Below are 18,045 nucleotides of genomic sequence, written 5' to 3'. Positions count from 1 at the left end.
GGTCGCCCCATGAGCAGTAACGACACACGCCACGTCCAGGTCATGATCGTGGGCAGTGGGCTGTCCGGCCTCGGCACCGCCATCCGGCTGAGCCAGCGTGGCCTGTCCGACTTCGTGGTCATCGAACGCGGCCCCGATGTCGGCGGGACCTGGCGCGACAACACCTATCCGGGTGCGGGCTGCGATGTGCCCTCGCACCTGTACTCGTATTCGTTCGCGCTCAATCCTGATTGGTCCCGGTCGTTCTCGCCCCAGCCGGAGATCGAGCAGTACCTGCGCACCGTGTCCGAACGCTACGGCGTTCGCGACAAGCACATCTTCGACTGCGCGCTGACCGCGGCCCGCTGGAACGATGCCGACCGCCGGTGGGATATCGAGACCAGCAAGGGCACCTTCACCGCCGACTTCATCGTCTCGGCGGCGGGCGTGCTCGCCGAGCCGAAGCTTCCGGATATCAAGGGCATCTCGAGCTTCGAGGGCGAGGTCTTCCACTCCGCGCGCTGGAACCACGACGCTACTCTGGCCGGCAAGAAGGTCGCCGTCATCGGCACCGGATCCTCGGCGGTGCAGATCGTCCCGTCGATCGCGCCCGAGGTGGAGCACCTGGACGTGTACCAGCGCACCGCCACCTGGGTGATGCCGCAGATCTCGCGGCCGTACCTGGGGCTGGAACGATTCGCCTTCAAGCGGATTCCGGGTCTGCAACGGTTGATCCGGGCGCTGATCTACATCACGCGTGAGCTGTTCGTGATCACGCAGGTGAAGTACCCGTGGACCGGCATCGTGCTGGAAACGGTCGGGCGATTCAAGATGCGCTTCGAGATCCGGGACCCGGAGTTGCGGCGAAAAGTGCTGCCCCAGCACCGGATCGGCTGTAAGCGCATGCTCGTGTCGAACAAGTTCTACGGCGCGCTCGATCGCGACAACGTCGACGTCGTCACCGACGGCATCGCCGAGGTTCGCAGCGGGTCGATCGTGTCCGAGGACGGCACGGAGCGGGAGGTGGACGCCATCGTGCTCGCCACCGGTTTCCACGTTGCCGATTCGCCGACGTTCAACCTGTACACCGGCCGCGACGGCCGGACCGTGTCTGAGGCGGCCGATGCCGAGGGCTACCAGATGTACAAGGGCACGACCGTCTCGAATTTCCCGAACATCTTCTTCATGCTCGGCGCCAACTCCGGGTTGAACTACACCTCGCTGATCTACATCATCGAATCCCAGATCAACTACATCGTCGACGCGATCACCACGATGGAGCAGCGCAACCTGCAGTCCTTCGAGGTCCGCCTGGACGCACAGGTCGAATACAACAACAAGCTCCAGCCGAAGATGGCCCGCACCGTGTGGGTCAACGGCGGCTGCACCAGCTGGTTCCTCGACAACCACGGCAACAACTCCGCGCTGTGGCCGGACTTCAGCTTCAAATATCGGCGCATGGTGCGGAAGTTCGACATCGACGCCTACGACACCACCACGAAGACACTGTGACCGCATCGCAGGGGCGCCACACCCGCGTCGCGATCATCGGTGCCGGGTTCGCCGGGTTGGGTGTGGCTATTCGCTTGCGCCAGTTGGGTATCACCGACTTCGTCGTCTTCGAACGCGGCAGTGATGTCGGCGGTACGTGGCGTGACAACACCTATCCCGGCGCCGGGTGCGATGTGCCCTCGCAGCTGTATTCGTATTCGTTCGCCCCCAATCCGGACTGGACGCACTCGTTCTCGACACAGCCGCAGATCCAGCAGTACATCCAGGACGTGGTCGACCGGCACGGGGTCCGCGATGCGGTCGTCCTCGAGTGCGAGGTCACCGACGCGCGGTGGAACGACGCCACCGCGCGGTGGGAGATCCAGACCGGCGACGGCGCCTACACCGCCGAGATCATGGTGTCGGCGGCCGGCCCGCTGAGTGCCCCGAATCTGCCCGATATCAAGGGCATCAACACTTTTCGTGGTCCGATCTTCCACTCCGCGCGCTGGGATCACGAGTTCGAGCTCGCGGAAAAGCGCGTCGCGGTCATCGGTACCGGCGCGTCCGCGATCCAGATCGTGCCGTCGATCGCGGGCGAGGTCGCCCGGCTCGACCTCTATCAGCGCAGCGCGCCGTGGGTGCTGCCGCGGATGGGCCGCAAGTACACCTGGCTGGAGCGGCTGTACTACCGGCGAGTTCCGGGTGCGCAGCGGCTGGCCCGGCTCGGGGTGTACTGGGTGCGTGAGTCTTTCGTGCTCTGGCAGTCCAAGTACCCACCGCTCGCCGACTTCTTCTCGTTCGGTGCGCGGATCAAGATGTGGTCGGTGATCCGGGATCGGGAGCTGCGCCGCAAGCTCACCCCCGGCTACCGTCTCGGGTGCAAGCGCATGCTGATCTCGAACGTCTACTACCCCGCGCTGGCCCGCGACAATGTCGAGGTCGTCGTCGACGGCATCGCCGAGATCCGCGAACACTCGATCGTCGCCGACGACGGCACCGAACGCGAAGTCGACGCCGTCGTGCTGGCCACGGGCTTCCGGATCACCGACTCGCCGACCTACGACCTGATCAGCGGGCGTGACGGGCGCACCCTGTCTGAGGTATTCGGCGCCGAGGGCATCAGCGGGTACAAGGGCACGACCATCGCGAACTTCCCGAATCTGTTCGTGATGATCGGCCCGAACTCCGCGTTGAGCTACACCTCGGCGGTGTTCACCATCGAATCCCAGATCAACTACATCATCGACGCCGTCACGACGATGACGACCGGTGGCCTGCGCAGCGTCGAGGTCCGCGAGGACGTGCAGGCCGCCTACAACCGGGACCTGCAGAAGAAATTCGACGGCACCGTCTGGAACACGGGCGAATGCACCAGCTGGTTCGTCGACGAGAACGGCCATAACGCCACCCTGTGGCCGGATTTCAGCTACCGGTTCCATCGGATGCTGAAGACCTTCGACGTCGAGGCCTACGAGACGACCCGGTCAGAATGAATTCTGCCGCGAGCTGACGGTCGGCGGCCGCGAGGAGGCCCGCAGCGGGTTCGCGGTGGGGAAGGTGATCGAGGGCAGGGTCACCCACATGCGCACCCGGGTGCCGGTCTCATCGTGGTCGAAGGTGAGATCCTCGGTGAGTACCCTCATCATCTCCACGCCGCGACCGCGGTAGCCGGGGTCGGTGGGAGTGGGGATCCAGCTGCCGTGGTCGGCGATCTCCAGGACCACCCGGTCGCCGTCGCAGCGGGCCGTGAGACCGACGCGGCCGGGTTCGGTGTCGCGGTAGGCGTGTTCGACGCTGTTGCTGCAGGCCTCGTTGGCCGCGGCGACGAGGTCGGCGGCCAGATCGTGCGGGACCGCGGCGGTGGCGAACCAGCGGTAGAGACCACGGCGCACACCGGCCAGTTCGGTTGCGGCAGCGGGAAAGTCGAGGCTCAGCGGCTCCGGGGGCTGCCGGTAGACGACCATGGCGACGTCGTCGTCGTAGCCCGCGGGCGGGCACAGCCGCGACAGCACCGCGTCGGCGACATCGCGGGGGAGTGCGGCACCGGTTTCGCTGAGCACGTCGGCGATCTTGACGAAGCCCTCGGCGATGTCGTACCCGCGCTGTTCGACGAGGCCGTCGGTGAACAGCACCAGGGTGGCGCCCGGTGGGAGCGCCGTGGTGGCTTCCGGCCTGCGTGGGGTATCGAAGGTGGCCAGGGGGACCGCGCGTCCGCCTTCGAGGATGCGGCCCGGTCCGCCGGGCGGTGCGAGGACGGGCGGCATGTGGCCCGCGTTCGAGTAGCGCACCATCCCGCGCTCGGGGTCGAGCACGGCCGCGCACACCGTCGTACACATGGCGCCGGGGATCCGGGAGGCCACGGCGTCGAGTTCGGCGAGCAACTGTGCCGGTCCGGCGCCACGCAGCAGCAGAGCCCTTGCCGCGGTACGCAATTGGCCCATCACCACGGCGGCCGACAGACCACGACCGACGCAGTCACCGACGACGACGCCGATGGTGCCGTCGCGCAACGGCACCACGTCGTACCAGTCGCCGCCGATCTCGAGCGGCGGCAAGGCGGGTTCGTAGTGCACCGAGAACCGGGGCGGCAGTTCGATCGGCCCGAGCATCGCCCGCTGCAGGGTGAGCGAGGTGGCGCGGGCCTGGTCGAAGTTGCGGGCGCGCTGGAGCGCGACGCTGAGATGACCGACGAGCAGTGAGTACAGAGCCCAGTCGGCGGCGCTGACCGCGCGTGGCGCACCGAAGCGCACCCACAGCGCCGCGTCTCCGGTCTCGCCGAGCGGTGCGACGACCGCGTCGACCCCGCCCTCGTCACCGGTGATGGCCGAGAGCCCACGGGCGGACTGCCTGCGTGAGCGGTCGAGCAGGGCCTGGGTGTCGTCGTCGAGCACGACGGGGCCGTCGGCGCGCGGGCCGCTCTGCCGCATCGGCGCCACGGTGAATTGTGATGCGATACCGATGGTTTCGGGTGTCGGCTCCGCTTCTTTGCTCGACGGTGTCACGCCACAGGAGTAGACATCGGGGCGTCCGGTCCGGCTCGGCCAGATCGCGACCAGCGCGGTCTCGGCACCCATGGTCCGGCGCAGTTCGTCGAGTCCGACCGCGAGGACCTCCACCATGCTCGTCGCCGCGCCGACGGCGGTGGCCAGGCGGGAGGCGGCCTGGTCGCGGGCCTGCGCGTCGTGTTCGGCGGTCACATCGCGCACGGTGCCGACGAAGATCCGTTCGTCGTTCTCCTGCTTCACCAGCGAGCTGGCGCTCACCGCCAGCCAGCGTTCGCGGCCGTCGCGATGACGCACCGGCATCACGAATCGTGAAGCCTCCGTGCCGATCTGGGGGTATCCGGCGCGATCGGTCAGTGCCCACGGATGGGGCAGCCGGAACGGCACCTCGGTGGCGCCGTATCCGGTGAGCACCCCGAACGCGGAGTTCACCTCGACGATGGTGCCGTCGTCGTCGGCGACGAAGAACCCGTCCTGCAACGATTCGACCAGTGCGGTGCGAAAGGCGTCGCGGCCTTCGAGATCCTCGGCGCGGGAACGCTGTTGCTCGTAGCGGCGGGTGCCGTCGAGGTAACCGCGGGTGGCGATGTCCAGTGCCGCCATGGTCTGCAGCAGGAATTCCAGTGCTACCTCGGCGCGGCGCGGATCGGCCTGCGTTTCGCTGTCCTTGGCAACAGCGCGGAAGTGATGCTCGGTGAGATCGAGCAGGCTGATGCCTTCGACGAGGGCCCGTCTGCCGAGGTCGTATCCCTCCGAGAGGCCGGCCTGGCCTGGCGCGGCGACGTGGCGGCGCATCGCCGCCGAATAGTCGTCGAGAAATGCGACCAGGACCGCGCTCATCGGCAACCTCTCATCGGCCCGGTTCGGGGGAACAGGCCGCGGTGTCGTGGCCTCGGGAAAGAGGTCCACGGAACAGGGGCGCACGCAGTGGTGCGATGTCGGGGCCTCACGGGCACGGCCCGCGGAAACGTGCCGCGAGCACCAGTGCGTCGTCGGTGTCCTTCGCATCGCGAGCGAGCAGATCGCCCGCGATGGCAGTGGCGGTTTTGGCCAGGTCGAGCGATTCCGGGCCGACCGCGACGATCCCGTCGGTCGCCATCAGCAACAGATCGCCGGGGCGGATCGGCAGGGTCTGCGGCTGCAGGTGCGAGGGCAACCGGTACCCGACGATGCCGCCGGTGAGCAGCATCGTCGCCCGCAGCTCCGGACCGGCCGGGCCGAGAGTGAGCAATCGCGAATCGACGTTGCCCACGCCGAGCCATTGCAACGTCTCGCCCGGCTCGATCAGCGCCAATGACACTGCGGCGCCACGGGTTTCGACCATCGCGCGATGGCAGAGCACCATCAGCACGTCCAGCGGTTCGCCGCAGTTCTCGGTGAGGATGGCCATCGCGCGATCGGCGGCCTCGGCCGCGGGAGCACCGTGACCGAGCCCGTCGAGCACCGCGAACAGCACGCCGGCGCCGGTGTCGAGCACGAGCGCGCGGTCGCCGGAGACGTCCTGGCCGGGCAGAGCCCGGCCGGCCGTCGACCACTCCATGCGCCCGATGATCCCGTCCTCATGCAACGTCGGGTACCCACTTCCACATCTCGATCAACGTCCCGCGGCCCGGGGCGGAATCGATGGTGAGGCGGTCCATCAGTCTGCGCGCGCCGGGCAGCCCGAGTCCGAGTCCGCGGCCGGTGGAATAGCCGTCTTCCAGCGCGCGGGGAATGTCACGGATGCCGGGGCCCTGGTCCTCGGCTTGGATGACGAGCGCGCGGCGACCCTCGCGCAAGTCGATGAGCAACCTGATCTCGCCGCTGCCCGCGTAACTGGTGATGTTGCGGGCGATCTCGGAGATGGCGGTGGAGATCATCGTGCGGTCGGTGAGGGTGAAACCGAGGTCACCGGCCAACTCGCTCCCGGCCTGCCGGGCGGTGACGATGTCCTCGGACACCTTGACCGCGATCGCCACCTGCTCAGCGGCCACTGTCGCGACCGTCTCGTCGCCGCGGGTGCCGATTCAGCCAGGAGAGGCCTTCCTCGAGATCCAGCGCGGTGTGCATGTCTTCGAATGTAAGGCCCAGTTGCACCATGGCGAAGGCCACCTCGGGCTGCAACCCGACGATGACGGTTTCCGCGCCGCGCAACTGGGTCATGTGCGCGATGGTGCGCAACGAGCGCGCGGCGAAGGAATCCATCACGTCGATGGCGGTGACGTCGACGATGATGCCGGTCGCGCGGTAGCGACTGACCTGCTTCATCAGGTCGTCCTGTAACCGCTCGGTGTCGGCATCGGTCAACGCCGACTGCACGGACGCGATCAGGTACGTGCCCTGCTTGAGAATAGGTACCGGCATGGTGGCTTGGTCAGCGCCCGTCCCGCTCGCTCAAGCGTTCGGTGACCCGGGAGACCTCGTACCCGAGTAGACGCTCGGCCTCTTCGATACCGCCCTGCAGGTCGCCGACGGCATTCATCTTGGACAGATCGAGGCCGATGGTGACCAGGGTCAGCGCGATCTCCGAGGACAGGCCGGTGATGATCACGCTGGCGCCCATCAGGCCGGACGCGTCGACGGTCTGCACGAGGTGGTTGGCCACCACGGAGTCGATCGCGGGCACACCGGTGATGTCGATGACGACCACCTTGGCGCGATTGGCGCGGATGGCGCGCAGCAGCTGTTCGGTGAGCTGGCGGGCACGCTGGGAGTCGAGCACACCGATGATCGGCAGGATGAGCAGCTGCTCGCGCACCTGCAGCACCGGGGTGGACAGCTCGCGGATGGCCTCTTGCTGGCGGCTGATGACGCGCTCGCGCTCCTGCACGAACGACACGGCCACGGTGTTGGCGATGCGGTTGGCGGCTGGTTCGTAGGCGTCGAGCACGCGGTTGAGCAGCTCGAAGTTGGACTGGTACTTCTCGAAGAGGCTGCGCGCCAGCACATCGCGCAGCAGCAGCACGATGCCGATGACCTCGTCGGTCTCGACGCCTCGCGGAATGATGCGCTCGGACAGGTCGCGGGCATAGGCCTGCAGTGCCTCGACGCTACCGGTGACGAGCACCTCGACGTAGTTGTCGTACATCGACGTCGCCTCGGAGAAGATCTCCTCCGGGGTCATCGCGGTCAGCAGTTCGGCCTCGGTGATACGCCGTGCCCACTCTTCCCGCAGCCCGGTGCGGTTCTGCCGCAGATGCTCGACCAACTGCGGCAGCAGGTTGTCGAGCGGTTGCGCCGGCAGCGAATCCGCCGAAAGACTCGTGGACACCTCGGACATGGAAACCCCTGCCCCTTTCGACGACGGACGTTTTCGGTGCGCACAGTGCGCGTTGAGCCTGAGCCTACTCATACCCCCTTCCTGGTGCTGCCCAAACGTGGCGCGCCCGGCTATTCCGGGGCGAACCCGCGTTCCAGTGCGCGCAGCGCCTGATCCAGATACACGGTGAGATCGGTATCACCGCGCTCGAGCCACGCGTCGAACGCGGCACGCGCGGCGGCCAGGGTGGTGCGCCCGATGGCGAGGGGTATCAGGTCGCCCGCACCCGCCCCGAGGCGGCTCGCGGCGAACTCGCCGACGGCGTGTTCCCACGCGTCGTAGTGCGCCCCCGCGCCCGCCGAAAGCGCGGGGACCCCGGACACCAGCCGCATCCTGGTGCGCAACTCGGGGATGTCCTCGGCGCGATACCTGTTGGCCGCCACCACGATTCGACGGACCGCCGCCATCATCGGCTCGTCGGCCGGGACGGCGGCGAACGCGGCGCGAAGGTCGTCGACCTCGTTGTCGAACTGGTGCCACAGCACCTCGGCCTTGGTGGGGAAGTAGCGGAAGAAGGTGCGCTCGCTCACCCCGGCCTCGGCGGCGATGCGTTCGACGGTGACGTCGTCGAACCCGTGTTCGGCGAACAGCTTCATCGCGATCACCTCCAGCTCGCGACGGGTGGTGCGCGGCGGACGCCCGCGATGCCCCGACGGCTTCGGAATCGACATCGGTGCGCGCGGCGGCGGGGCGGACATGGATACAGGATAGGGACTCCGCGAGCTTTCGACCTGCACGAGCTATTGATTATGTCAGTGACTGACGTTAATGTTGGCGCCATGTTCGTGGCGCACCTCACATCGCCCGAGGCAGGTGTGCGCGCCGCCGAGGGAGTGATCCTGGTCATTCCGCTCGGTGCGACCGAGCAGCACGGCCCGCATCTGCCCCTGTCGACCGACAGCGATATCGCCTCGGCGGTGTGCCGACGGGCCGCCGCCGAGCGTTCCGACGTGCTCATCGCGCCTGCCGTGACCTACGGGGCAAGCGGCGAGCACGCGGGGTTCGCGGGCACCTTGTCGATCGGGCAGGCGGCGCTGGAACTGCTCGTCGTCGAACTGTGTCGCTCCGCGACGGACACCTTCTCACGAATCGTGCTGGTCAACGGGCACGGCGGCAATGTGGAAACACTGCGCCGAGCCGTCGCCTTGCTGCGGTCGGAGTCGCGCGACGTGCGGGTGTTCTCACCCGGCTACGGCGGCGACCCGCACGCCGGGCGCACCGAAACCTCGATCCAGCTCGCGCTGAGTCCCGAACTGGTGCGCACCGAACTGGCCGAGCCGGGGGACTGCCGCCCGCTGGCCGAACTGCTGCCGCTGCTGCGCGCGGGCGGAGTGCGGGCAGCCAGCCCCAATGGAATCCTCGGCGACCCCACCGGATCGAGTGCCGACGAAGGCGCCGATCTGTTGCGGGTCGCCACGACCGCATTGCTGGAAGACCTGCGCCGATGGTGGCCGCAGGATCATGAGGAAGGACCCCGATGAATCCCTGGTTCGAGACCGTTGCCGAGGCGCAACGGCGCGCCCGCAAGCGCCTGCCGAAATCGGTGTACGGCGCGCTGATCGCGGGTTCGGAACGCGGACAGACCATCGAAGACAATCAGACCGCGTTCACCGAACTCGGTTTCGCCCCGCACTGCGCGGGCCCGATCGGTGAACGCGACCAATCGACCACGGTGCTGGGCCAGCAGGTCTCCATGCCGGTGCTGATCTCGCCGACCGGCGTGCAGGCGGTGCATCCCGATGGTGAGGTCGCCGTCGCGCGCGCCGCGGCGGCACGCGGAATCGCCATGGGGCTCAGCTCTTTCGCGAGCAAGCCCGTCGAGGAGGTCATCGCCGCCAACCCGTCGACCCTGTTCCAGCTGTACTGGTGTGGCAACAGAGACCAGATCCTCGAGCGGATGGCCAGGGCGAAGAAGGCGGGCGCGGTGGGCCTGATCCTCACCCTGGACTGGTCGTTCTCGCACGGCCGTGACTGGGGCAGCCCGGTGATCCCGGAATCGCTGAACCTGCGCACGATGATGAAATTCGCGCCGCAGACCCTCGCGCGCCCGCGCTGGCTCGCGACCTACCTGCGCTCGGGCAGCATCCCCGACCTCACCGCACCCAATATGGCGGTCGGCGGCGGCGCGGCGCCCGGGTTCTTCGGCGCCTACGGCGAATGGATGCAGACACCGGCGCCCGACTGGGACGATGTCGCCTGGATCTGCGCGCAATGGGACGGTCCTGTGCTGCTCAAGGGCGTGATGCGGGTGGACGACGCCTTGCGCGCCGTCGACGCGGGCGTCGCAGGCATCTCGGTGTCCAACCACGGCGGCAACAACCTCGACGGGACCCCCGCCGCCATCCGCGCGCTGCCGGTGCTCGCCGACGCGGTGGGCGACCAGATCGAGGTGCTCCTCGACGGCGGCATCCGGCGCGGCAGCGATGTCGTGAAGGCGGTGGCGCTCGGTGCGCGTGCCGTACTGATCGGGCGCGCGTACCTCTGGGGTCTGGCGGCCAACGGTCAGGCCGGTGTCGAGAACGTTCTCGACGTCCTGCGTGGCGGCATCGATTCCGCGCTGTTGGGTCTGCGCAAGACTTCGATCACCGACCTGACGCGCGACGACATCGTGATCCCGGCCGGTTTCGAGCGCGCGTTGGGGGTGGGTTCGGGGCAAAACGATTCCGGCAACCGGGATTTCACGACCGACGCAACGGTCGTCAGCGGCGCCGCGCCTCGTTAGTATCGGCGGTTGGGCAGCACCGCCGGAGGGGGATTTCGTGAGTGTGGTTTCGGATATCGAGGGTTCGCGTCGGCGAATCATGATGTCGCGCAGCGTGTCCTACACGCTGCCCGCCGTGGTGGCGGTGGCACTGGTCTCGGCCGGATGTGGCACCGCCACCCCGAAACCGGCACCGCGCGCGGCGTCGGCCACGCTCACGACCACCTCGAAGCCCCCGACGACGACTTCCCGGACGGCCACCACGACCGCGGCCGCCGCCCAACCGGCGTCCGTCGGTGTCTGTGTGGACACGACGACCGACGTCCGGGTGGCCGACGATCAGTGCGACACCGCGGGCACCAGGTACTCGCGCTTCTGGTACCAGCACACCGATACCTTCGTGTACCCGGCGATCGGCGTCGCGGTCGCGCTGGCGGCGGGCAGTTTCCTGCGCCCGACCAGCGGTGAGATCTTCGATCGCGGCGCACCGACCAAGGGCGGCACCGTCGCGCGCGGTGGTCTGGGCAAGACCCGCCCCGATTCCTCCGGCGGGGGCGGCGGCAGCGCCGGGTCCTAGTCCTCGCCGGGCGCGGCGGTTTGCAGGCGACCGACCGGGTCGTCGGCCTTCGCGCCGCGATGATGGTCGACGAGCACGTCGTAGATCTCCGCCAGGGTGGCGAGCTGGTCGCGATCCAACACGTCGATCATGTGTTTGCGCACGCTGCGCACGTGCGCGGGCGCGGCCGTGGTGAGCAGTTGTCCGCCGGTCGGGGTCAGCTTGGCCACGGTGCGGCGTTGGTCGTGCGGCATCGTCTCGCGTGAGACCAGGCCGCGCTTCTGCATGCGGGTGATCTGGTGCGAGAGCCTGCTCTGCGACCATTCGAGCGCGCAGGCCAGATCGGCGAAGGTGAGCCGCTGGCCCGGTGCGTCGGCTAGGTAGACCATGACGGAATACTCGACATAGCTCAGGTTGGCTGCCCTGCCTGCGTCACGTCCGATCGCCGCGGCGATCAGGTCGCGGGTCCGGACATAGCCCAGCCAGGCACGCATTTCGACATCATCGAGCCACTGTGGATCGGTCACGATCGAGCTCCAGATTCTGAAGGTGCAGGCTTCGGATTGAACGGTGCACTCCCGCCACCGCCCGGAGAATGGGTAGCACCGTTTGGGTTGAACGTGCAACCTCGATATTAGTTAGGGTCAGTCAGGAACCTCACATAGGGTTGCCTAACCGCCGTGCGGGTGTGGGTGGTCGTTAGGCTGCGGATTGCTTTGTGACCAGCCCTGCCTGGTGCTCCGCAGTGTTGCGGTGCCCGCCCTGCCCGAAGGAGTGCGATCCGTGACCGCGCCGGAGTTCCGCTATTCCGATCTGCTTCCGATCGGCGCCGACGAGACGCCCTATCGCCTGCTCACCAGCGAGGGGGTCAGTACCTTCGAGCACAACGGGCGCACCTTCTTGCAGGTCGAGCCCGAGGCGTTGCGGCTGCTGACCGAGACAGCGATCCACGACATCAGCCACTACCTGCGGCCCGCGCACCTGCGCCAGCTGCGCAAGATCATCGACGACCCCGAGTCCTCGGGCAACGACCGTTTCGTCGCGCTCGACCTGCTCAAGAACCTCAACATCTCCGCCGGCGGCGTGCTGCCGATGTGTCAGGACACCGGCACCGCGATCGTGATGGGCAAGAAGAGCGAGGGCGTGCTCACCGGTGTCGACGACGCCGAATGGCTCAGCCGCGGCATCTTCGACGCCTACACCAAGCTGAACCTGCGCTACTCCCAGCTCGCTCCGATCACCATGTGGGACGAGAAGAACACCGGCACCAACCTGCCCGCCCAGATCGAGCTGTATTCGACCGAGGGCGACGCCGACAACCCGGTGTACAAGTTCCTGTTCATGGCCAAGGGCGGCGGCTCGGCCAACAAGTCGTTCCTGTACCAGGAGACCAAGGCCGTCCTGAACCCCGAGCGCATGCTCGAGTTCCTCGACGAGAAGATCCGCTCGCTGGGCACCGCGGCCTGCCCGCCGTACCACCTCGCGGTGGTCATCGGCGGTACCAGCGCCGAATTCGCCTTGAAGACAGCGAAATACGCCTCGGCGCACTACCTGGACAACCTGCCCACCGAGGGCTCCATCACCGGTCACGCGTTCCGTGACGTCGAGCTCGAAGAAGAGGTCTTTCAGCTCACCCGTGAGTTCGGCATCGGCGCGCAGTTCGGCGGCAAGTACTTCTGCCACGACGTGCGCGTGGTCCGCCTGCCCCGCCACGGCGCGTCCTGCCCCGTCGCGATCGCCGTGTCCTGCTCGGCCGATCGCCAGGCACTGGCCAAGATCACCAAGGACGGCATCTTCCTGGAGCAGCTGGAAACCGAACCGGCCCAGTACCTTCCGGAGCAGACCGCCGACATCCTCGGTGGCGACGTGGTGAAGATCGATCTCAATCGCCCGATGGACGAGATCCGCGCCGAGTTGTCGAAATACCCGGTGAAGACCCGTCTTTCGCTGACCGGTCCCTTGGTCGTGGCCCGCGACATCGCCCACGCCAAGATCAAGGAACGCCTCGACGCGGGCGAACCCATGCCGCAGTACCTGCGCGACATGGCCGTCTACTACGCGGGTCCGGCCAAGACCCCCGAGGGCTATGCCTCGGGCTCCTTCGGTCCCACCACCGCCGGGCGGATGGACTCCTACGTCGACCAGTTCCAGGCCGCGGGCGGCTCCATGGTCATGCTCGCCAAGGGCAACCGCTCGGCCCAGGTCACCAAGGCATGCCACGAACACGGCGGCTTCTACCTCGGTTCCATCGGCGGCCCCGCCGCCCGCCTCGCCCTCGACTGCATCAAGAACGTCGAGGTCCTGGAATACGCCGAACTCGGCATGGAAGCCGTGTGGAAGATCGACGTCGAAGACTTCCCCGCGTTCATCGTCGTCGACGACAAGGGCAACGACTTCTTCGCCGAGACCTCCAAGCCCATCGCCCTGCGCGTGCGCACCCGTTCCAAGGAACGCGTGTAGTCATCCGGCTCCGATACCCCGGTATCCGCTGCGGCGGGTGCCGGGGTTTCGTCTGTTTCGCGAGCTCGGCGGTGCCCGTCACCCGGTGTAATGTGACGCCCGACATACGGCGGACAGGGCCTGACAGGGGTGCGGATTGGTGAGCGGTTCAGTGCCGAGGGGGCGGGTGACGCGCAGCGCGAAGTTGGGGCAGTTCGCCGCCGGTCAGGCCATGCGGGAAGTCGGGCGGCGGCTGTCGATGATAGGCCGCACCGACGAGGCGCGGGAGGTACTGGCCGAGAGGTCGGCGATGATGAAGGCCCAGCAGATCGTCGCGGTCCTGGGGAGCATGAAGGGCTCGGCGATGAAACTCGGGCAGATGGGGTCGGTGCTCGATCTCGACTTCGTGCCCGAAGCCCATCGAGAGCAGTTCCGTGCCCAGCTCGCGGCCCTGCAGGACCGGGCGCCCGCGATGCCGTTCTCGACGATGCGGCAGGTGATCGAGGACGATCTCGGTCCCTTGTCGCGGACCTTCGTCGAGTTCGGTGAGACAGCGATCGCGGCGGCGTCGATCGGCCAGGTGCACCGGGCACGTCTGCACGACGGGCGTGTCGTCGCGGTCAAGGTGAAGTATCCCGGGGTCGAGCGCGCCGTCCACGCCGATATCAGCAATCTCGAGTTCCTCGCCAAGATGGCGAGAACGGCGCTGCCGAGCTTGGCCGATACGGGCGTGCTGGAGGAGGTCGCCAGCAATCTGCGCAGCGAACTCGACTACGAGCGCGAGGCTCGAACTCAGCATCGGGTCGCGCAGCGCTATCGTGGCCATCCGTTCATCACCGTGCCCGACAGCATCGAGGAATTCTGTACGCACAACGTGCTGGTCACCGAATTCGTCGAGGGGCATCCCTTTTCGCATATCCAGACCCTGCCCGCCGCCGAACGTGACCGGCTCGGTGAACTGATCTATCGCTTCTATATCGCCGGTCTGTTCGCCGACAACGAGTTCTGTGGCGATCCGCATCCGGGCAATGTGCTGCTGGCCGCCGACGGCAAGCTCGCCTTCGTCGACTTCGGTCTCTACAAGGAGATGGACCCCGATCACGTCGAATTCGAACGTGATGTCCTGCGGGCAGCCGCGGAAGGCCGGGGCGAGGATCTGTTCGCGGCGTGGGTGGGTAGGGGGATCATCGACCCCGATTCCGAGGTCACCGCGGAGGAGAGTCTGGCCTACGTCTGGGCCGCCACCGGCTGGCACCTGCTCGACGAGGCCGTCACGATCACCCCCGAATTGGCGACCGGCGCACTGCTTCTCGCCATCGATCCGCGCTCGTCGGACTTCCAGGGCATGCACAAACAGCTGTTGCCGCCCGAACACGTGTTCTCCCGTCGCGCCGACCTGTTCACCTTCGCCACCCTCGGTCAGCTGCGCGCCACCGCCAACTGGCATCAGCTCGCCCGCGAATGGCTCTACGACGAACCTCCGCAGACCGAAACCGGCCGGGTGATCCAGCAGTGGCGCCTCGGTCTCGGCGACCGGGCGGGTCGATAGAATCCGCCTATGAAAACTGTGCTCGGCCGCGCGGCCGACCGGATCCTGGTGACGATGACGGCCGCCGCCGCAGTGACCGCCGTCGGCATCGGCACCGTCGGCGCCCAGCCCGAGCCGCGCGAACAGTTCCAATCGGCCGCGGGCACCGAAGGCCTCGACCCACCGCTCGCCGCCGCCTACACCCTCGCCGAGAAGCAGGCCCATGCCGAGGATGTGCCGCTGTCGATCACCTCCGGCCATCGCACCTACGAGCAGCAGCAATGGCTCTGGCAGGACGGCCTCGCCACCTACGGCAGCCCCGAGGAAGCGCGCCGCTGGGTGCTGCCGCCGGAGGAATCCACCCATGTCTCCGGTCGCGCCGTCGATGTCGGCCCGCAGGTGGGGGCGCAGTGGCTCGAGAACAACGGCAACCGGTGGGGGTTGTGCCGCACCTTCGACAACGAGTGGTGGCATTTCGAGTTGGTCACCGCGCCCGGCACACCGTGTCCGCCTCGGGTACCGGACGCGAGCCAACGCTAGAGCGGAACCAGTTCAGCGCAGCGCGGCGAAGAATGTCCGGATGTCGGCGACGTGGGCGACGGGTTCCTCCATCGCGACGAAATGGTTGCCCGGATTTCCCGACGGCCAGTGGGTGATCTTGTTGCCCCGGTCGGCGAGGGTGCGCATGAGCGGTGAACCGCCGCCGTAGACGCCGGTCGGCACCAGGTTCTGGTCGGTGGGCCAACTGAATCCGCCACCGTCGCGCAGTCCGTCGTACATCGGCCAGGACGAGGTGCCGGTGGTCTGGGTGAACCAGTACAGGGCGATGTTGGTCAGCAGGTGGTCGCGCTCGATCACGTCTTCGGCGCGGTCGGCCATGTAGGCGAACTCCTGGAACTTCTGCATCATCCATGCCAGCAGTGCGACCGGCGAATCGTTCCAGCCGAGGGCGAAGGTTTGCGGCGCCGCCCGCAACAGGGCGTGGTGGTCGACGCCGCCGGTCATCCACTGCTGCATTTCCGCCCACTGCGCGCGATCCTCGGCCGACATCGCGGGCACGTCTGCCTCGGTCGGCATGCCGATCCCGCCGTCGAGATGCACGCCGATCACGTGTTCCGGGGCGGCGAGCGCCATCTCCGGCGCGATGTAGGCGCCGAGGTCACCGCCCTGCGTGCCGTAGCGGTCATAGCCGAGGCGGTCCATCAGAGTGGCCCACATCGCGGCGACCCGTGCGGTGGTCATTCCGGGTTCGCGCGGCGCCGCCGAGAAGGCGAAGCCGGGGACGGACGGGATCACCACGTCGAAGGCGAGCGCGGGGTCGAGGCCATGGGCGCGCGGATCGGTGAGTGGGCCGATGGTGCGGGTGAACTCCACGAACGAGTTGGGCCAGCCGTGGGTCAGCAGCAGCGGCACCGCGTCGGGCTCGGGGGAGCGAACGTGCACGAAATGGACGTCGAGGCCGTCGATCTCGGTGAGGAACTGGGGAAACGCATTCAGCGCGGCTTCTTGTGCCCGCCAATCGAATTCGTGCACCCAGTACTGGGCGAGCTCGCGCAGGTACTCGGCGGGGATGCCGCGCTCCCAGCCTTCGCCCGGCAGTTGAGCCGCCCAGCGCGCCCTGCTCAGCCGGTCGTGCAGGTCGTCGATCTCGGACTGGGGGATGTCGATGCGGAACGGGCGAATGGTGCTCATCGGAACTCCTCGGTGTCGGTGTGATTCCGACGTTACGAACCATCTAGGACAGCTTCGGTCCTAGATATCCGGCAGAATCGAGAACATGACCGACACCGCCGCCCGCCTGCTCCGTTTGCTCTCCCTGTTGCAGATGCCACGGGAGTGGCCGGGCAGCGAACTGGCCGATCGGCTCGGCGTCACCGACCGGACCGTGCGACGCGACGTCGACCGGCTGCGGGAGCTGGGGTACCCGGTGGTCGCGGCGATGGGTGCCGCCGGTGGGTACCGGCTCACCGCGGGTTCGGCGTTGCCGCCGTTGATCCTCGACGCGGACGAGGCGGTCGCGGTGGCTGTCGGGCTGAGAGTCGCTGCGGGACAAGCGGTCGCGGGCATCGAGGACGCCTCGGTGCGGGCCTTGACCAAACTCGAGCAAGTCCTGCCGGCGAAACTGCGCAGACGGGTGCGCGTGGTCGGTTCGGCGGTCGCGGTCCGCGCGGGCGAGGGCCCGACCGTCGACCCCGAGGTCCTCACCACCCTCGCCGCCGCTGTCACCAACCGAGAACGCCTGCGCTTCACCTACCGTGACGCCACCGGCGCCGAATCCCGCCGCCACACCGAGCCCGCCGGTGTCGTCGCAGCGGGCCGCCGCTGGTACCTCGTCGCCTACGATCTCGACCGCGACGCCTGGCGCAGCTACCGCGCCGACCGCATCGAAACCCCCCACCCCACCGGCGCCCGCATCACCCCCCGCGACCTCCCCGCCGCTGATCCGGCCGACTACGTCGCAGGCCGCCGAACCGACTGGGCCACACCCGAATACCACGTCGACGTCACCATCGAAGCACCACACGGTCGCATCGCGGGCCGCCTCGGCGAAGAACCGAACACCCTGCACCCCGTCAGCGACGCCACGTGCCGTCTCACCGCCACCCGAGACGACGACCCCGCGTGGCTCGCCACCCAGCTGACCACCCTCGGTGTCCCCTTCCACGTACGCAATTCGCCAGAACTGGCCGCGAGTATGCGCACCCTCGTGCACCGCCTGACCGCCGCCTTGCCGACCGGGTAACCCGGCCACCATCGCGCCCTCGCCGAGCCGGCCGCAGAGTAGGTTATGGCTATGGCGGGTAGCGGGCGAAGGAGGTCATTGTGACTTCCGGGGAGATGCTTCGCGCTGAAGGCGAAGCCAAGGGTGAAGCCAACCTTCTGATCCGACTGCTCGGGCGTAAGTTCGGTGAACTGTCCGAATCGACCATTCGTCAGGTCAGGGCGGCGAGCCCCGGCGATCTGCATCGCTGGGCCGACCAGATTCTTACCGCGTCGACCATCGAGGACACTCTCGCCTGAGTCGTTGCGGCCGCCGCTGTCCAGCGA

18 protein-coding genes are annotated in these 18,045 nt (G+C 67.7%); 10 read left to right on the top strand and 8 right to left on the bottom strand.

Annotated features, from left to right (window positions below):
• Positions 1-9: 9 nt before the first annotated feature.
• Both OHS03_RS15760 and OHS03_RS15755 read left to right on the top strand, forming a co-directional pair.
• Complete coding sequence (locus OHS03_RS15760) at positions 10-1,491, top strand: flavin-containing monooxygenase (protein WP_328663583.1); 1,482 nt, start codon at positions 10-12, stop codon at positions 1,489-1,491.
• Positions 1,488-2,966, top strand: coding sequence for a flavin-containing monooxygenase (locus tag OHS03_RS15755; RefSeq protein ID WP_328663581.1), 1,479 nt, complete (start codon positions 1,488-1,490; stop codon positions 2,964-2,966). The genes OHS03_RS15760 and OHS03_RS15755 overlap by 4 nt, the downstream gene beginning before the upstream one ends.
• Here OHS03_RS15755 and OHS03_RS15750 read toward each other — a convergent pair.
• From OHS03_RS15750 to mftR, 6 genes are all read right to left on the bottom strand, one after another.
• Complete coding sequence (locus OHS03_RS15750; RefSeq protein WP_328663579.1) at positions 2,958-5,315, bottom strand: SpoIIE family protein phosphatase; 2,358 nt, start codon at positions 5,313-5,315, stop codon at positions 2,958-2,960. The genes OHS03_RS15755 and OHS03_RS15750 overlap by 9 nt on opposite strands.
• Before the next feature lie 106 nt (positions 5,316-5,421).
• The gene (locus tag OHS03_RS15745; protein ID WP_165610319.1) at positions 5,422-6,015 is read right to left on the bottom strand and encodes a SpoIIE family protein phosphatase; all 594 of its coding nucleotides are present in this window, start codon (positions 6,013-6,015) and stop codon (positions 5,422-5,424) included.
• Between the two features lie 19 nt (positions 6,016-6,034).
• Positions 6,035-6,448 carry an ATP-binding protein gene (locus tag OHS03_RS15740; RefSeq protein ID WP_056809992.1) on the bottom strand — a complete coding sequence of 138 codons (414 nt, stop codon included), beginning with the start codon at positions 6,446-6,448 and terminating at the stop codon, positions 6,035-6,037.
• Positions 6,438-6,818, bottom strand: a complete 381-nt coding sequence (locus tag OHS03_RS15735; RefSeq protein ID WP_056809990.1) for an STAS domain-containing protein — start codon at positions 6,816-6,818, stop codon at positions 6,438-6,440. Before OHS03_RS15735 ends, OHS03_RS15740 begins: the two co-directional genes overlap by 11 nt.
• 10 nt (positions 6,819-6,828) lie before the next feature.
• Positions 6,829-7,734 carry an STAS domain-containing protein gene (locus tag OHS03_RS15730; protein WP_056809988.1) on the bottom strand — a complete coding sequence of 302 codons (906 nt, stop codon included), beginning with the start codon at positions 7,732-7,734 and terminating at the stop codon, positions 6,829-6,831.
• A gap of 110 nt (positions 7,735-7,844) precedes the next feature.
• On the bottom strand, positions 7,845-8,471 hold the full coding sequence (gene mftR / locus OHS03_RS15725; RefSeq protein ID WP_328663577.1) for a mycofactocin system transcriptional regulator MftR: 627 nt from the start codon (positions 8,469-8,471) through the stop codon (positions 7,845-7,847).
• 81 nt (positions 8,472-8,552) lie between these two features.
• On the opposite strand from mftR, the gene mftE reads away from it, so the two are divergent.
• The 3 genes from mftE to OHS03_RS15710 are packed head-to-tail and all read left to right on the top strand — an operon-like array spanning position 8,553 to position 11,051.
• Positions 8,553-9,254 carry a mycofactocin biosynthesis peptidyl-dipeptidase MftE gene (mftE, locus tag OHS03_RS15720; protein ID WP_328663576.1) on the top strand — a complete coding sequence of 234 codons (702 nt, stop codon included), beginning with the start codon at positions 8,553-8,555 and terminating at the stop codon, positions 9,252-9,254.
• A complete protein-coding gene (gene mftD / locus OHS03_RS15715; protein ID WP_328663573.1) occupies positions 9,251-10,495 on the top strand; it encodes a pre-mycofactocin synthase MftD in 1,245 nt (414 codons plus the stop codon). Before mftE ends, mftD begins: the two co-directional genes overlap by 4 nt.
• 37 nt (positions 10,496-10,532) lie before the next feature.
• Positions 10,533-11,051, top strand: a complete 519-nt coding sequence (locus OHS03_RS15710) for a hypothetical protein (protein ID WP_328663571.1) — start codon at positions 10,533-10,535, stop codon at positions 11,049-11,051.
• Here OHS03_RS15710 and OHS03_RS15705 read toward each other — a convergent pair.
• Complete coding sequence (locus OHS03_RS15705; protein ID WP_056809980.1) at positions 11,048-11,557, bottom strand: MarR family winged helix-turn-helix transcriptional regulator; 510 nt, start codon at positions 11,555-11,557, stop codon at positions 11,048-11,050. The genes OHS03_RS15710 and OHS03_RS15705 overlap by 4 nt on opposite strands.
• 256 nt (positions 11,558-11,813) lie before the next feature.
• On the opposite strand from OHS03_RS15705, the gene OHS03_RS15700 reads away from it, so the two are divergent.
• The 3 genes from OHS03_RS15700 (at position 11,814) to OHS03_RS15690 (ending at position 15,537) form a co-directional block, all read left to right on the top strand.
• On the top strand, positions 11,814-13,490 hold the full coding sequence (locus OHS03_RS15700) for a fumarate hydratase (RefSeq protein WP_174552038.1): 1,677 nt from the start codon (positions 11,814-11,816) through the stop codon (positions 13,488-13,490).
• A 139-nt stretch (positions 13,491-13,629) separates the two neighbouring features.
• A complete protein-coding gene (locus OHS03_RS15695; protein ID WP_328663569.1) occupies positions 13,630-15,018 on the top strand; it encodes an ABC1 kinase family protein in 1,389 nt (462 codons plus the stop codon).
• A gap of 9 nt (positions 15,019-15,027) precedes the next feature.
• Positions 15,028-15,537: a M15 family metallopeptidase gene (locus OHS03_RS15690; RefSeq protein WP_255284472.1), complete on the top strand. Its 510-nt coding sequence runs from the start codon at positions 15,028-15,030 to the stop codon at positions 15,535-15,537.
• Between the two features lie 12 nt (positions 15,538-15,549).
• Here the strand turns inward: OHS03_RS15690 and OHS03_RS15685 are convergent, their stop codons facing one another.
• Positions 15,550-16,689: an epoxide hydrolase family protein gene (locus OHS03_RS15685; RefSeq protein WP_328663567.1), complete on the bottom strand. Its 1,140-nt coding sequence runs from the start codon at positions 16,687-16,689 to the stop codon at positions 15,550-15,552.
• A gap of 85 nt (positions 16,690-16,774) precedes the next feature.
• Here OHS03_RS15685 and OHS03_RS15680 point away from each other — a divergent pair, with 85 nt between their 5' ends.
• Positions 16,775-17,740: a helix-turn-helix transcriptional regulator gene (locus tag OHS03_RS15680; RefSeq protein ID WP_328663565.1), complete on the top strand. Its 966-nt coding sequence runs from the start codon at positions 16,775-16,777 to the stop codon at positions 17,738-17,740.
• Positions 17,741-17,820: 80 nt separating this feature from the next.
• Positions 17,821-18,018, top strand: a complete 198-nt coding sequence (locus OHS03_RS15675) for a DUF4351 domain-containing protein (protein ID WP_328663563.1) — start codon at positions 17,821-17,823, stop codon at positions 18,016-18,018.
• Positions 18,019-18,045: the final 27 nt, after the last annotated feature.

The sequence above is a fragment of the Nocardia salmonicida genome, from assembly GCF_036142455.1.
GTDB lineage: Bacteria > Actinomycetota > Actinomycetes > Mycobacteriales > Mycobacteriaceae > Nocardia > Nocardia salmonicida.
Note: the sequence above shows the minus strand (reverse complement) of the source record. Positions and strands in the feature narration are given on the sequence as shown.